The following is a 14,967-nucleotide window of genomic DNA, read 5'->3' as shown; positions in this document are numbered from 1 at the left end:
CCTCCATTAGTTTTTTAGAGTTGAGTTGTGTGTAAAGTGGGATTGGATAAAGGCCAATTGTGGAGTAGTTGATTGTTTGATTAGAGTATGCTTGTGAATAGTAACATGATTGAGTACAGCAAAAGATTGAGTCCATGTTTTATTCATTTATAACATCCTGTTGTCACGATCGAGTTAAAGCTAGAGTACTATCCTCGATCATTTGTGTAATAAAATTAAACCAGGCTGCCGAAAAAAACTCTATTTTTTCAAGCAATAATCATTAACACCCTAACAAAAAACGACGAGGGGATAGTGTCATTTTTGCAGCATCATGACAAGAAAAAAAATACAAAGTATTTTTTATTTTTGATTATTTATAATTTCTGAAGTGTATTTCTTTCTGCAGAATAGAGAAACATCGCTGAGTATTAATTGATTAAGTGAGTTTATTAGGAGCACCACTTTAAGTTAAGGATTCTGCTTCTGCCCGAGCGGATTAAGGGTAAATTGGATTATAAACTCCCTGACTTGTAAGCAGTAGTATTTGGGGTGTTAGTTCAAAGTAGCAATTTTTGTATTTGTTTGAGAGTATGAAACTTTGCCACGTGTTCATCATGAAACACGAGCGAGATTGTAGTTCTGTTCGTTAAATAGTCCGTTTAATTTGAGAGTAAGGAGTACTCGATGTTAAAAATGTTTAAATCCATGGAACCGGAATTAATTACCTATACTAAAATGTACAGCAGTTTTACTGATGAGATTACTGAGCCGGGTTTTGCCTATGTTTTAATGCCGGCTTCTCCACAAAGAAGCTTGGTTTGTTTGCAGTCTATTCAATTTGTGTTCAATGCCCGCGGTGACGTGACCCAACTGAGCATTCACTATCTCGGTAAGGAAAAGGAAATTCAAAAAAAAGTTCGCGATACCATGAGCGGTCTTGTGACACTCAAGCTACGTCATGGGGCTGGTCGCGAATTGTGTACTTTTGATGAAAACAGGAACATGTTTAATTTGCGGATTGATGGCAGCAATGATTCACCCGGTTTCTTGACCGAAATAATTGATTTGTTAAAAGAAGAGTATTGGATGAAACCTGATTTTGTCCTCGATTTAAAGTTACAGTTGCTCAACAAGAACTACCTGGAGCAGGAATTTATTCGTTTGCGGGGGAAAACCCCTGAGCGGCAATCTGCTTGTATCATTTGCTAGCGAATCAAACACTGAGGCGACCTCTTCTGAGTTATAGTCCTGCCTGAATGAGCGGATCTAAAAATATATCCAGAAAATAGCTACTAAAATCAGCGCAATTATTAAATAATGGTAGCTAAAGAACGATGGTTATAAATGAATAATGAACAAGGGATATGAAACTATTTTATGGATATAAAATTATTTATGCCAAAGAGTACACGAATCATGATAAAGAATTTCTTTCTGTGTATCTTGTACAGTTTCGTCTATTCATTGACCTCTTTTGCGGCCAATAGCGATGCTGAATTAACTAAAAAAATTTCTGCTATCGAGAAAAAATCAAATTCTATAATGGGTATTACCGCTATCTATATAGAGAAAAATAAGGTTGTGACCCACAACAGTACGCAGCGATTTTTTATGGCAAGTACTATCAAATTACCAATTGCCATGGCTTTTCTGCATCGAGTTGACCAAAAAAAAGACTCCTTGAATCGAATTATTAAGCTTGGACTGAGCAATTCAGTTCCTGGTTCAGGTACCTTGCATCAAGCTTGTGAACGAAAAAAAATCAGTATGTCGATGCAGCAAATACTCAAGTACATGCTCACTAATAGTGACAACAGCGCCAGCGACACAATATTGCATACAGTGAACGGACCGGAATATGTAACGAAACGAATGTATGAACTTGGATTCAAGAATATATTAATAAATCGTTCTATTCTCGAAATGTTCATGGATACGAATCATGTAGATCATTCATTAATGAATCAACCCCGTTCTGTTTATTCCTGGAAAAAAATATTTAACAGTATTCCTCTAAAGAATAAAATGTTGGCTTGGCAGCGCTTTGAAAATGACAAACGCGATACAACAACACCTGCTGAAATGGCAAAATTACTAGTAAAATTGTATAAAAAAGAGGCTCTTTCGGAAGCCAGCACGCAAGTACTCATCAAGATTATGGAACAATGCAGAACAGGCCGAAGCAGGATCAGAGGTTTACTGCCAAGCAATGTCAAAGTAGCACATAAAACAGGAACCTGGGCAATAGATGAACAAAATTATTTAAAGTATCCTGGTTCTAAAAAATTGTACCGATTTGCCAGTGACGTAGGGATTATTACTTTACCTAATAATAAAGGGCATATCGCTATTGCGGTCTATGTTAAATCGCAAGCAGCCAGTGATTATTCAAGGAGTCGAGCCATTGCCTTGGCCAGTCGAGCGATTTATGATCACTTCATGAAGTTGTCGCTGAAATAAGTTTGTCCTCCTCGCTTTCACGAGGAGGACATAGGAAAAGAGGGGCTCATTCAGGGCTTATCTTCAAGAGCACCTCTGCACATCATAGAACATGAACGGGCGGCCATAAGAAATGCTCCTGGACATCAGTTGAGCATTTCTGGAGTAAAGAGTTTTCCGTTAATAAACAGTTGTTGATTATCAATTTTAATGTCAACAATATAATAATCTCCTTCAACCCTCAAAAGCCCTTTATTTATATAGTTCTTGATGATGGTGTCTGCTTGCGCTTCTGAATTGTCTGTATCATTTACAGGGGTTGTAGTGGTTGAGGATAGAGGCACGGGATCTCGAGCTGTTGTTGATTGAGTTTGATTATTCGTTGAATTACTTTGCAAAGAGGCGACTATGAGTGCTTTTACAGTAGCAGCGGGCGCTTTAAATTGCCCTTCGCCATGTGCTTTTTTCATTATTTGTGCCGCATCACTTATGTCGCTTTGAGGCAAAACAATGTTTAAAGCACCAGTGATTTGTCCATCAGGTACAGTTAAATTCATCTCGGATAATTCAAGTTCTGATCCTTTAGACAAAAGTTTAGGTAAATCAGCCAGTAAAGCCAGCATGTTTAATTCTGGATGTTGATTGTTTTCCAACATGGTCCACTGCAGTTTATTGATATCAGCCATGGCAGAAGGGTCCAGATTTTTAATACTCAACTTAAATGAGCCTGGACCGTAGTTATTATTATTAACAAATAACTTCTTCAAGGATATGTTGGCGTTGTAGTTCAGTAATTTATTGCTGATATCTGAACCTAAATCTACGTCAAATGCTTCCATTTCTACTACTTTGGCATTATTCGCATTGAGAGTAAAAAATGGAATGGATAAGTGAGTCTGACCTATCCACAAGCCTTCAGTATAGTAAAATTTAAATTTATTAAACACTTTTCCCAGTTTAAACGAGACATTACTAGCATCTCCATTGAAACCATAAGCTGTCCAACTGCCTTTGATTTTATCTACATTCGGTGAAATTTTAAGTACTGCGTTTAAACCCAGCCATTCAAATTGATAATCCTGAGAGCCGGTTTTGCCTTTTGTAATAATTGAGGGGAGCGAGTATTTGAAAATAGTATTATTATAATAACTTATTAATGCACCATAGTGTGTTTGCGGTTTGGTTGTCACATATCCCAATCCAAAGCGCATCCCTGAATCGGTAACGATAAATGGTCCATGGTTAATCTTGAGAGGGAAGTTAATATTTAAATCGACGGGAGGATTGTTTTTTGTACTTCCATTCTCGTTGGTTACCTGTTGCGCGGGTATATGCATTTCGAAAACCAGGTTGGCTCGAGATGAGAACCAGCCCCGATGGTATTTATCCAGATGAACACTTGCCATAGACGTATTATGAAAGGCATTGATATTTTTATTGAGAGTGCGTTCTACCAAAAATCCCATAATGTAATAAGCGAGTAAAATTAGCACTACTAAGGATATAAGCAACCCGGTCCATTTTTTCATAATTGCTCTAAGTGAAGGTACATGGTTATTATTTAGTCTAAAAAACTGATTTTGTAAAATTAGAGTAGAATTGTTAAATAAATAGTTAACTTATTCATAAATTTAAGGATTATAATGATTTCATCATTATCACTTATGATACACTCATTATAATTATGAAAATTATTCTATCGCTCTCATTTTTTTTCAGCACCTTGGGGTTTGCATTCTCTTGCTATGATCCCCAGGTAATTCATCAAAAACCAATTCAATTTGGCAAGGAGCGTATTGCCTTAACACGTGATTATCAATTAACTCATTATGGAATTGATTCGAAATCTATTGAAATTGAACCCAGAATGATCGTGATGCATTGGACCTGCGTTCCTTCTTTAGATGTTACCTTTCGGATATTTGATCCATCGAAGTTACCCGCCAGTTCTCCAAGACGAAGTGAATTACCGGGAGATTTGAATGTATCAAGCCACTTTTTAATTGATAAAGATGGAAGTATTTATCAGCTGATGCCCGAAACCTGGATGGCCAGACATGTTATTGGTCTTAATCATTATGCGATAGGTATAGAAAATATTGGTGGCGTAGACGGTAAAGATGATTTAACTGAAGAACAGGTTAAAGCCAATGCTTTTCTAGTATGTTATTTAAAGAAGAAATATCCGACAATCCAATACGTAATTGGTCATAACGATTATCTTAATTATAAAAATACTCCTTTATGGCTTGAAAAAGATCCAACATACCAAACCGATAAAACAGATCCAGGCCCAACTTTCGTTAAGAGGGTAATTCAGTTAACGGGTAAATGATCCCCCCGACTTTACATGAGTTTTTTTGTGCAAGAGCAGATTTTGTGAATACGAATCACAGGATAACGAGGAATAAAAGGGACAATAACAATGTACGCTTTTAATCGCACAGGTGTTCATTTTATACGATTTTTTAAATCCATTTTCTTTTTTTTGAGTTTTATTGGGCATTTAAGTCACAGCATCAAAAATATTATTACCCGACATTTGACCATTTCCTGGCAAAATGTGTGGAAAATATTATATTACTCTGGCGTAACGCTGGTCACACCTTTAATCATCATTTGTGCCTTAATGACCATGTCCTTGTCCATAAACAGTTATACGATTTTAAGAAACTTTAATATACAGGATAAAGCCCTTTCGATAGCACAAACCCTCCTGATCCAGGATATTCTTCCTGTCATTATTGGTTTTGTTTTATGTGTTCAGGTCTCTTTGAATATTATCAATGCCCGTATCAAAATTACCAAATTACAGCGGTCTCCTCAGGATGTGATTCTGGAGTACATACTTCCGATTATTATCGGAGTGAATATTACGGGATTGTTATTATATATTTACTTAATCATCATTATATTTTTGAGCATGTACCTTACGTTCCATAATTTTTTTAATATGAGTAATTATATTTTTTTACTGGATTTGGAACGGACAACAACCCTGTTTGCCTTTGCTTATTCAGTTGCTAAAACTTTGTTATATTGTTCCATTGTCAGTTTTACTGCAGGATATTACTATTATATGGTTGCCACCAGACATGTACCTTTGAGAAAAGCGGTTTCGCGAATTTTAACTCGGGGATCGTTGTGGTTAACTATAAGTAGTGTGTCCATTATATTTTTAAATCTATAGGGAATTTGATGCGCTCCGAAAAATTTTATACATCAATTGGTGTTTTCGTCGTTGGTGCATTGATCCTGATGATCATGGCGATCGTATTTTTTTACGAGGAGTACATCCATGCCCAATCCCAGATGTATGTTATGTTTTTTAAGGGGTCTTTAAAGGGCTTAAACTCATCAACACCTGTCACATACCGGGGAGTAAAAATTGGTGAAGTAAAACTGATTGAAATTACTGAAAACAGAGCGATGAATAAGGTCAGGATACCCGTTTATGTTCAGTTCTTTGTTGAAAAAAATTTGGGCTTTACGCAAAACCCTATTCATCTGTTAATGAGCAATGGTTATGTTGCGCAAGTATCTACTCCTAATTTTATAACAGGTAATGCTGAAATTGAATTGGTGAAAATGGATTCCCATACTCCATCAAAAGATATATTTTTTAATGATTACCCCGTATTTCCAACCCGGAGCCGAGTTGAGAAATCACCTACGCTCGATGACTCCATCAAATCCGCTAAAATGTCCTTTGAAGCATTCAGAAAGCTGGTTACTTCTGACGAAGTGAAAGATCTGATTAAGTCTATTAATCATATGAGTGACAGTATGTCAGTTTTAGCGATTAGAATGGATAGAAATCTGCCTCCAGCCATGGCGTACTTTAATATAACCATGCAAAAAATTGCTGATGCAGCATCATCAACTCAAAATTTGACGGATTATTTATCCCGAAATCCGGAATCATTGCTGCGAGGTAAACGGTGAAACAGTATCAGTTAATCATTATTTTGGCATTGGGATTCATATTATGTGCTTGCGGGCGAAGTAAACAGCCAGAGTATTATATGTTAAATCCAATTCCACCCAAGTCAGCTCCCGTTGATCGGCATACTTTTTTGAAGATTGGAATGGAACCCATTCACACTCCGCCATTTACTGAGAAACCGCAGTTGATGATTTATGACAGTTTAAATCGGGTGCAACTGGAAGAATTTCATCAATGGGCTGAATCATTGGATAAAAACATTAAAGGTGTTATCAAGGCCAATTTAAATACGCTGATTCCTGGTATAGTTATGGAAGATGCGCCCTGGGATATAGATTTCAAACCTAACTATAATGTGCAAATTGATATCTCTGAGTTCAAAATTGATATCTGCGGCAACAGCAGTTTACGTGCCAGTTACTCTATATCAAACCAGGAGCAAATGATTAAAAAATATGATCGTTATTATCATGTCAGAGTTCCTGTAGTCAGTGTAGACGCTTTAGTTCAAAGTATGAATTCAAATTTAAATTCGTTTACCCGAGATCTGGCAAAATCATTAATTGCCTTGAAATATAATCGAAATACAAAGTGATATAATTTACATTTTGTGTCGTAATAGTACTTTTTTGTTGAGACGTAATGAATTATCCCAGGGTTGGTATTGGTGTTTTGATCTTTAATAACAATAAGCTATTGTTAGGTCAGCGACTAAGTGAACATGGCCATCTCACATGGGGACCGCCTGGCGGACACTTGGAGCTTGGTGAAACTTTTGAGATGTGCGCCATTCGTGAAACCAAAGAAGAAACGGGATTAATTATTACTTCTCCTAAAGTATTTGCAATTACAAATGATGTCTTCGAAAAAGAACACAAGCATTATGTTTCTATATTTTTAAAAGCCGAATATCCCCGCAATCAAGCAATACATAATATGGAGCAGAATAAAGTCGTTTCCTGGCAATGGTTTTCGCTTCATTCATTGCCAGAGCCTATATTTTTGCCATTAGAGCATCTGTTCGATGAGGGGTATTTTATAAATAACGGCCAACAATTCATGAGGAGTTGATTGTTTAAAAAATTCGTAATCTCAGTCTTTAATAAAAAACGTACTATTAAGTCAAATACTTACCCTTTTTTATGAGTTTATAATCTAAAGGATGGCTAGAATGAGCCACCAATTCATATAGAAATACCGTGATAGATATTTGCGGATTAGCTTCTCAACGACTAAAATTAAATCGAACTTTAATATCATCGGATTTGAGGCCATATCCTGAATAGGATGCCTGTTCTGTGAATAAGCCTTTTAAAAGAAGACTTCAGGTGTTTCGAACCCAGGCTCAATCAGTCCAAAGACACGCTATGATTTTAAAGTATGTCGCAATTTAAGATATGTGAAAGGGTTTTGGGTACAGTTTTATATGGAGTCATTAATGGCTGCATTAAAACCGCACTCGTTTCGATCCGGTAGTATCACGGATCTCTAAGGAGAGAATAACATGTCTAATCATTTTACTGGTCTAAGTCTAGGTCCTCCTCTTGATGATCAACGACTCGACTTATGTGATCTATATGCATTCCAGTCACCAAATAATCCAGAGAGGACGGTCATTATCCTCAATGCAAACCCCAATGCTGACGCACTACATCCTGATGCGATTTATCGGCTTAATATCGATAATGATGGCGATTGTCTGACCGATATTGCAATCAGCTATGTGTTTTCACAACCGCAAAACGGCAAGCAGACGGTGGATGTTTTTGTCGCAAAGGGAAAAGAATCTCATTCACCTGAAGCTGTTGGCAAAAAAATCATCTCTGGCGCCGAGGTATCTTTTGGCCCTCAACCCAATATAGTGAACGCAGGGGAGTATACTTTTTTTGCAGGAAGTCGCAGTGATGCATTCTTTTTTGACTATGATGGAATTAAGAATCTTTTTGATACATCAGGTGGAAGAAACTTTACAGCGCCGCACCTTGGCAGCAAATCGCCATGGACCGGTATTGATTCAAATACTGAAGCCAATGTGTTCTCGATGATAATCGAAATGCCGACAAAAGAACTGAATCCTAATCCAGAGATTCGTATCTGGGGACGATGTAGTGTACGTAAGGACGGTAAATTGATTCATGCCGATCGTGCCGGGCATCCCAGTGTCAGCAGTTTTTTTAATACGGATGATACAAAATTGGAGTTTAATGCCAGTGAACCAGTGAACGATCGTGATCGTTGGACGGAGCAATTTATTCATTTAATGGGACACACTGGTAACTATACACGTGAAGAAGCAATCGCTGCTATCGACGATCATCGTTTATTACCTGATATGTTGTGTTTTAATCCATCAAAACCGGCAATGTATCCTAATGGGCGAGTCTTTACTGATGATGTGATTAATAATCGACTTGCTTTTCTTACCAAGGGTGAATGTCCTCCTGACGGTCTTAAACCGCATACGGATACTCTAAAAGAGTTTCCATATTTGGGCACCCCCCATCCTAAACAAAAGTAAATTGTAATTTTGAGAAGTGGAACGAAGTCATTGTATCAAGGGCCGTGTTAATAAGCCCTTGATACCATGGATATCATAGGAATTGATCCGCATGAGTGAGTAAGAGTCATTGGGTGTCATCGGAGGAAGTTTTTAAATTTATCCTATTGTTCGTACGATTAACAATAGAATAACCCAGTAATTACAGTATTATTCAATTCATTAACTCAATTAATACTGTACCAACAGGCGAAATAATTGGTTCTTTGATCTACGGTTTAAATGATTTATTAAATTAAAAGGTATCTTTAATGCGAAAATATCTACTAACTATTTTTAGTGATTATGGTGGCAGTCTTCGTAATAAAATAACAGGGATATACAGTTTGTTGATTGTGTATCATGTTATTGTATGGATATGGGCATTTTATGCCTTGCATAATAACCCACTTCTGTTTAGTACAGCGGTGTTGGCTTATACCTTTGGTTTACGTCACGCTGTAGATGCCGATCACATTGCTGCCATAGATAACGTGACTCGGAAGTTGATGCAGGAAGGCAAAAAGCCTTTATCAGCCGGATTATTCTTTTCTCTTGGCCATTCTACGGTGGTTGTTATAGCAACAGTTTGTGTTGCCTTGACAACAGCTACACTGATGCAAAGTAATATAAACCGATGGCATGAAATTGGCAGCATGGTGTGTATATCTATTTCGGCATTGTTTTTAATATTGATTGCTCTCATTAATCTATTTATTTTCATATCTATTTTTAAGGTGTTCCAGCAAGTCAGACAAGGAACTCATTATCAGGAAGAAGATATTGATAACTTACTGAATAGCAAGGGATTTTTGGCTAATCGATTTCGACGTCTGTTTCAAGTGATCAGTCACAGCTGGCAAATGTATCCTTTAGGTTTCTTATTTGGACTTGGATTTGACACTGCAACTGAAATTATTTTACTTGGAATTACCGCGTCTGAAATGGTACATGGCTTATCGTTTTGGTCAGTATTGATTTTCCCCGCATTATTCACTGCCGGTATGACCCTTATAGATACTACCGATAGTATGCTCATGGTCGGCGCTTACGGTTGGGCATTTACGAAGCCTATACGGAAACTTTATTATAATTTAACAATTACTTTGGTTTCAGTTCTAGTGGCGTTTTGCCTGGGAGCGGTAGAAGTGCTTGGTTTAATCGCTAATAAAATTGAAGCGAATGGTGCTATTTGGAGTTTAATTAAAGGGATAAACAGCCATTTTGATATTTTAGGATACGTCATCGTTGGAATTTTTATGACCAGCTGGATTATTTCTGTAATGACTTATAAATACATGCAACTTGATAAGCTGGAATTAAAAGTAAACAATGAGAGGCACACCTAATTGGATGGTATTGATGTTTTATGAGTGCTTTTTCATTGCTATTTGGCAGTGCATACTTTATTGTAATTCAATAAGTTAAACGGATATCCGGTAACTTCTCAATAAGTCCGGATTTGAGGTTATTGAATGAAAAAAATGGATTTAAGAGATTCACTGATGTTTGTAATCTCAATATTAGCTTTAAGTCTTACAAAACCAATAAGTGCAGAGTCCTTAAAGCCCCAGAAAAACAGCGTTAAAGAAATCAATCAAAGCCAGAAAAGCCCTTTAGTATCCACGCTGGATACATCGTTTAATTATAAGGGCTCGTGGTTTGCAGGTGTTGGCTTCGGGGGAATGCAACCCAGTATTCCTGCCGGTTTTTCGATAAATAACGGATCGGATTTTGATCCGCCCAACAATATGGACGCCTTCTCCGCGAAATGGTCTGATTCTTATCTTGCAACAGCAACTGTTGGGAGATTCTGGCAACGACCCAGTCAATTTATTCCTGGCTATGCTTTCGGTTTGCGTTATCAGCATTTCTTTGCCAAGGATATTACGGGTCAGGTCATGCAATACTCGTTACCTGAGTTTACCAATTATGACTATAACCTGGGTGCGAGTATTAATACTTTATCCCTCTATACCAAGTTGGAACTAATACAATTAGGTCCAGTATTACCTTATCTGACGGGTGGCCTTGGTTTATCCCGCAATCATTCAGAACTCTATGAAGAAAAGCCTCTTCCAGGCATTGTTCCAAGAGACAATCCTGCTTTTGCAGCACAGACTAAATCACAACTGACTTATGATCTGGGATTGGGCGTTGATGTTCTGATTAATCCTCAAATTATTCTTTCTCTTGGCTATGCCTATCAATATTTTGGCAAATTCAGTACTGGATACGGCCAAAGAATAGATTGGGGAACTCAACGATTAAATCTTGGTAATTTAAAAGCCAATACTTTTCTTCTTGAGTTAACTTATCTGTTTGATAAAAAAGAAAATAATGTATTTATAAAATAGAACAAGTCGAATAGATCTGATCTTCTTAATAAAAAAATAATTAAGTATCTGAGTGGAGTTGACATGAAACAATTAAGCATAGTATGTGCTTTATTTTTAATGATGAACCAGGTTTTTGCCGATAATCCAGTAATTTACTCTCTTGATGCCCCTTTCCCTGCTCAGGTATCTACTCTAGGTGGAACTGTTACTGCAACATATACGTTCACAAATAATCTCCCTTTGGCTTTTAAAAAGCCGTTTCAGGTCACCGCAAAATTTTGTCCTGCTCTTAACGAAGTATGTACTGCTAACGCTAATGAATACACTATCATTGATCAATGTACGGGAAAAAAGTTACAGCCTAGGGAGCGATGTACCTATAGTGTTTCTTTAACTGCTAAAACTACTGGACAAAAGACAGTTCAGATCAGTTATGGCGGATATGACAATAATGTGGTCACGATTAGACCTCCTTTGACTACAAATGCAAAATCAACACCCGCTGGAGTTTTGGGTACCATCAGATTCCCTTTGGCAAATCCTTTGCCCAGTCGGGGATTTACTAATACTGACTATACCGTGACATTTACCTTTGCTAATTATGAACCAACAGCGGTGAGTTTTACTCCGCTGATTTTACAAAATAATGATCCGCTGCATCCTAATTTTTTAATAACCAGTAATACATGTTCTCCATCAGGAACAACGGGGACTTTAGCAGGGGGAGCACAATGCCGTATTACCGGTAAATTCAATTCACCAAGCAATGGTACTTTTACTCTGACAGCAGAGTTAATCGGTTTAATCAGTTCAAACAGGGTGAGCACTACGGCCATATTACAGGCGCCGAGTTTTAATCAATTAATTGGTGTCGATTATAATCCCAATCATTATACCAACAGTTACCCATTTAATTTTCATGATGTGTTTTACACAGGAACACTAAATAATCCCGCGGCTACAAATGTTTATGCTGAATTACAACAACTTCAGAACGCAGGATTTACTACGGTACGTTCCTATCAGACAGAACCTTACAGTTGGATAGATATTATTAATCAGGCCCATGCTCTGGGGATGCAAGTCATTTATGAAGCGGTAATTCCCCAACAACCAAATGACTCAAACTATGCTGGGTGCCCGGTTGGTGTTGGTGCCTTAAATTACATTCCCTGCGCTCAACAGACACTGCAAGCCGTGATTACTGGAGTTACTCAACCAGTATTTAACAGTACGGTCAGCCTTGTTTTGGCTGGTCATGAAAATTATTGTGAGGCTGGAAATGTTACATCTCCTTGTAATAATCCCATGGTTTCAAATGTGGGTTATTTAACTACTGCCGTGATGGATTTGCAATTAACAATTGCAGCCTTAGGGTTGACTACACCTGTCAGTTCAGCCCTGGTCAGTGGCAATCTGGTAACACCCAGTCCTGCGATTGCTGCTGATATGCAAACGCTAATTAATCAATATTCGCCAAGCGCGCCTTTAGGTTTTGATCCTTATCCTTTTCAATGGGGCGTTTCTCCGGCGAATGCAGGAGTGTGGACCCCGCCTTTAAGCACTACTACCCAACCAACAAATTCATTAGCCTGGGATTACATTCAGGTTGTTGGATCAGCGAATCCTCCCGCATTGCCAAGTGCCGCAGGACAGTCATTTTATACTGCGGGTCGTGTTCTTTTAATGGCGGAAACAGGTTGGGCAACTGCTGGCACAACTACCGGTTATGCATGTAACTCTCCGGGACCCTGTGTTCCATCCGTTGCAAATGCTACAACTTATTTCCAAACTCTATATCAGATGAACACCAGTAATTTTGTCAGTACTTCAGGATACAATAATGGTGTTCTGGCTTTTGAAGCTTACGATGAACCGGCGAAACCCGGTCCAACAGCAGAACAGAACTATGGCCTGTTTGACACGAATTGCAATCAAAAAGCAGCGGGCATGGTCCCCAATAATGCCTTGGTTTCCGCAACGGGGTGTCAAGGCTACATTAATGGCACTCTGTTGACCATTAACGGAACTATCCCTCCTTCACCACAGCCGGCATTTAATGTACAAATATCTTATCCCTCAGGACAATATCCAAACATTAATGTCACAATACCCGCAAATAATGGGACAGCTCCCAATATAAACACAGTCACTCCATGGCCTCAATTTTTAATATATCAAGGCGCGACAATTAAGGTGTCGTCAACTACCAGTGGACAGGTGTGTACCACTACAGCTACTACTGTCACATCTTCACCTTCATCAATAACTTTTTCACCAGTAGTGTGCACGAGTACTACGAGTAGCATGGGGTGTTTTGGTTTGGGTTGCCAGATTTCTAATCCATATTAGATGGATCAAGGTATAGGTAACAGGCAAAGGAGTCTCGTGTTGATTCCTTTGCATATCAGTGGAGTATCCAGGACGTCTCATGAAGAATTTGGATTCTATTCTTGATAATAATGTTTCAATAAAACAAATCATTTCCTGGGCATTTTACGATTTTGCCACTTCTGCTTATTTTGTGGTGATATTTACTTTTGTATTTGCTACCTATTTTACTGATAAGATTGCCTTGAATGCTATTGAAGGAACCGCTCTTTGGGGATATACCATTTCTGGTTCTGCCTTATTGATTGCCTTAGTCAGCCCTTTTGTTGGCGCAATAGCGGATTATGGTGGTCATCATAAATTGTGGTTGATCTTTTTTACTTTGCTGGCAGTCATCGCTATAGCCTGTTTATGGTTTGCTTATCCAGACAGCAGTTCCATCCCACTTGTTTTAGTGTGTATTTTTGTCAGTAATTTCGGATTGGAAGTGGCCACTGTTTTTTACAATGCATTTCTACCTAAATTGTCTTCATCTCAATATATAGGCCGGATTTCAGGGTGGGCCTGGGGGATGGGTTATCTGGGTGGACTAGTTTGCTTGATTATTTCCTTAACTATTTTTATTGATGGTCGTTTGGGAGTTTGGCTGGGAAAAACAGAATCAGCAAATATTCGTGTTGTCCCTTTGTTTGTCGCTGTATGGGTTGTTTTTTTTAGTTTACCCTTTTGTTTCTTTGTAAAACCAACGCATGGACAATATTTAACACCGGGTATCGCAATAAGAACAGGGTGGAGTGAATTACTGTGCGCATTAAGAGGTTTGCCGGGTCAAAAAGATCTTTTTTTGTTTCTTATTGCGCGAATGTTTTATATCGATGGTTTAAATACACTGTTGGCACTGGGTGGAATTTACGCCGCAGGAACCTTTGGCTTAGAAATCAATGAGATTATGATTTTTGGAATTATCATTAATATTATGGCAGGTATTGGAGCAGCATTGTTTGCTTTATGTGATGACTGGATGGGGTCAAAAAGGACTGTTCTTGTTAGCCTGTTTTGTTTGGTCAGTACTTATTGTTTTTTACTAACGGTTACCTCCGTATCCTTATTTTGGTTGACCGCGCCTGTTATTGGTGTTTTTGTCGGGCCAATTCAAGCCTCCAGTCGTACTTTGTTAGCTCGTTTGAGTAAACCTGAAGAGATTACCCGGATGTTTGGTCTTTTTGCTCTTTCTGGAAAAGCAACCAGTTTTTTAGGGCCTTTATTAGTTGGAATGGTCACTGCGTTCAGTTCAAGTCAGACGGTGGGTATGGCAATGCTACTTCCTTTTTTTCTTCTTGGCGGTCTACTCATGTTGTTTGTGAACGAGCCAGACCATCATAAATCATGAGTTG

The 14,967-nt window shown here is 38.2% G+C and carries 14 protein-coding genes; 12 read left to right on the top strand and 2 right to left on the bottom strand.

Annotated features, from left to right (window positions below; genetic code table 11):
* Window positions 1-6: 6 nt before the first annotated feature.
* Window positions 7-147 (bottom strand): hypothetical protein, encoded by a 141-nt coding sequence (locus IZU94_RS15620; protein WP_203112750.1) that lies wholly within the window; start codon window positions 145-147, stop codon window positions 7-9.
* Window positions 148-666: 519 nt separating this feature from the next.
* Between IZU94_RS15620 and IZU94_RS15615 the strand changes: the two genes are divergently transcribed.
* Both IZU94_RS15615 and bla read left to right on the top strand, forming a co-directional pair.
* Complete coding sequence (locus IZU94_RS15615; RefSeq protein WP_203112748.1) at window positions 667-1,191, top strand: hypothetical protein; 525 nt, start codon at window positions 667-669, stop codon at window positions 1,189-1,191.
* Between the two features lie 186 nt (window positions 1,192-1,377).
* Window positions 1,378-2,442, top strand: coding sequence for a class A beta-lactamase (bla, locus tag IZU94_RS15610; RefSeq protein ID WP_203112744.1), 1,065 nt, complete (start codon window positions 1,378-1,380; stop codon window positions 2,440-2,442).
* A 125-nt stretch (window positions 2,443-2,567) separates the two neighbouring features.
* Here bla and IZU94_RS15605 read toward each other — a convergent pair whose 3' ends face one another.
* On the bottom strand, window positions 2,568-3,950 hold the full coding sequence (locus tag IZU94_RS15605; RefSeq protein ID WP_203112741.1) for a YdgA family protein: 1,383 nt from the start codon (window positions 3,948-3,950) through the stop codon (window positions 2,568-2,570).
* Window positions 3,951-4,105: 155 nt separating this feature from the next.
* Between IZU94_RS15605 and IZU94_RS15600 the strand changes: the two genes are divergently transcribed.
* From IZU94_RS15600 to IZU94_RS15555, 10 genes are all read left to right on the top strand, one after another.
* Window positions 4,106-4,756, top strand: coding sequence for an N-acetylmuramoyl-L-alanine amidase (locus IZU94_RS15600; RefSeq protein WP_203112739.1), 651 nt, complete (start codon window positions 4,106-4,108; stop codon window positions 4,754-4,756).
* 90 nt (window positions 4,757-4,846) lie between these two features.
* On the top strand, window positions 4,847-5,611 hold the full coding sequence (locus tag IZU94_RS15595; protein WP_203112737.1) for an ABC transporter permease: 765 nt from the start codon (window positions 4,847-4,849) through the stop codon (window positions 5,609-5,611).
* A gap of 8 nt (window positions 5,612-5,619) precedes the next feature.
* Window positions 5,620-6,366 carry an MlaD family protein gene (locus IZU94_RS15590; protein ID WP_238400507.1) on the top strand — a complete coding sequence of 249 codons (747 nt, stop codon included), beginning with the start codon at window positions 5,620-5,622 and terminating at the stop codon, window positions 6,364-6,366.
* A gap of 80 nt (window positions 6,367-6,446) precedes the next feature.
* A complete protein-coding gene (locus IZU94_RS15585; RefSeq protein WP_203112726.1) occupies window positions 6,447-6,962 on the top strand; it encodes a PqiC family protein in 516 nt (171 codons plus the stop codon).
* A gap of 47 nt (window positions 6,963-7,009) precedes the next feature.
* Entirely contained in the window at window positions 7,010-7,438 is a 429-nt protein-coding gene (locus IZU94_RS15580; protein ID WP_203112723.1) for a nucleotide triphosphate diphosphatase NUDT15, read from the top strand.
* Between the two features lie 433 nt (window positions 7,439-7,871).
* Complete coding sequence (locus IZU94_RS15575; RefSeq protein WP_203112719.1) at window positions 7,872-8,885, top strand: DUF4331 family protein; 1,014 nt, start codon at window positions 7,872-7,874, stop codon at window positions 8,883-8,885.
* A 290-nt stretch (window positions 8,886-9,175) separates the two neighbouring features.
* A complete protein-coding gene (locus IZU94_RS15570) occupies window positions 9,176-10,252 on the top strand; it encodes a HoxN/HupN/NixA family nickel/cobalt transporter (RefSeq protein ID WP_203112715.1) in 1,077 nt (358 codons plus the stop codon).
* Window positions 10,253-10,378: 126 nt separating this feature from the next.
* On the top strand, window positions 10,379-11,260 hold the full coding sequence (locus IZU94_RS15565) for an outer membrane protein (RefSeq protein ID WP_203112712.1): 882 nt from the start codon (window positions 10,379-10,381) through the stop codon (window positions 11,258-11,260).
* A 63-nt stretch (window positions 11,261-11,323) separates the two neighbouring features.
* Entirely contained in the window at window positions 11,324-13,594 is a 2,271-nt protein-coding gene (locus IZU94_RS15560; RefSeq protein WP_203112709.1) for a hypothetical protein, read from the top strand.
* 79 nt (window positions 13,595-13,673) lie between these two features.
* A complete protein-coding gene (locus tag IZU94_RS15555; RefSeq protein WP_203112707.1) occupies window positions 13,674-14,963 on the top strand; it encodes an MFS transporter in 1,290 nt (429 codons plus the stop codon).
* The last annotated feature ends 4 nt before the right edge of the window (window positions 14,964-14,967 follow it).

Source organism: Legionella bononiensis (assembly GCF_016786215.1).
Lineage (GTDB): Bacteria > Pseudomonadota > Gammaproteobacteria > Legionellales > Legionellaceae > Legionella > Legionella bononiensis.
The sequence above is the reverse complement of the archived record's forward strand: the minus strand, read 5'-3'. Positions and strand labels throughout refer to the sequence as shown.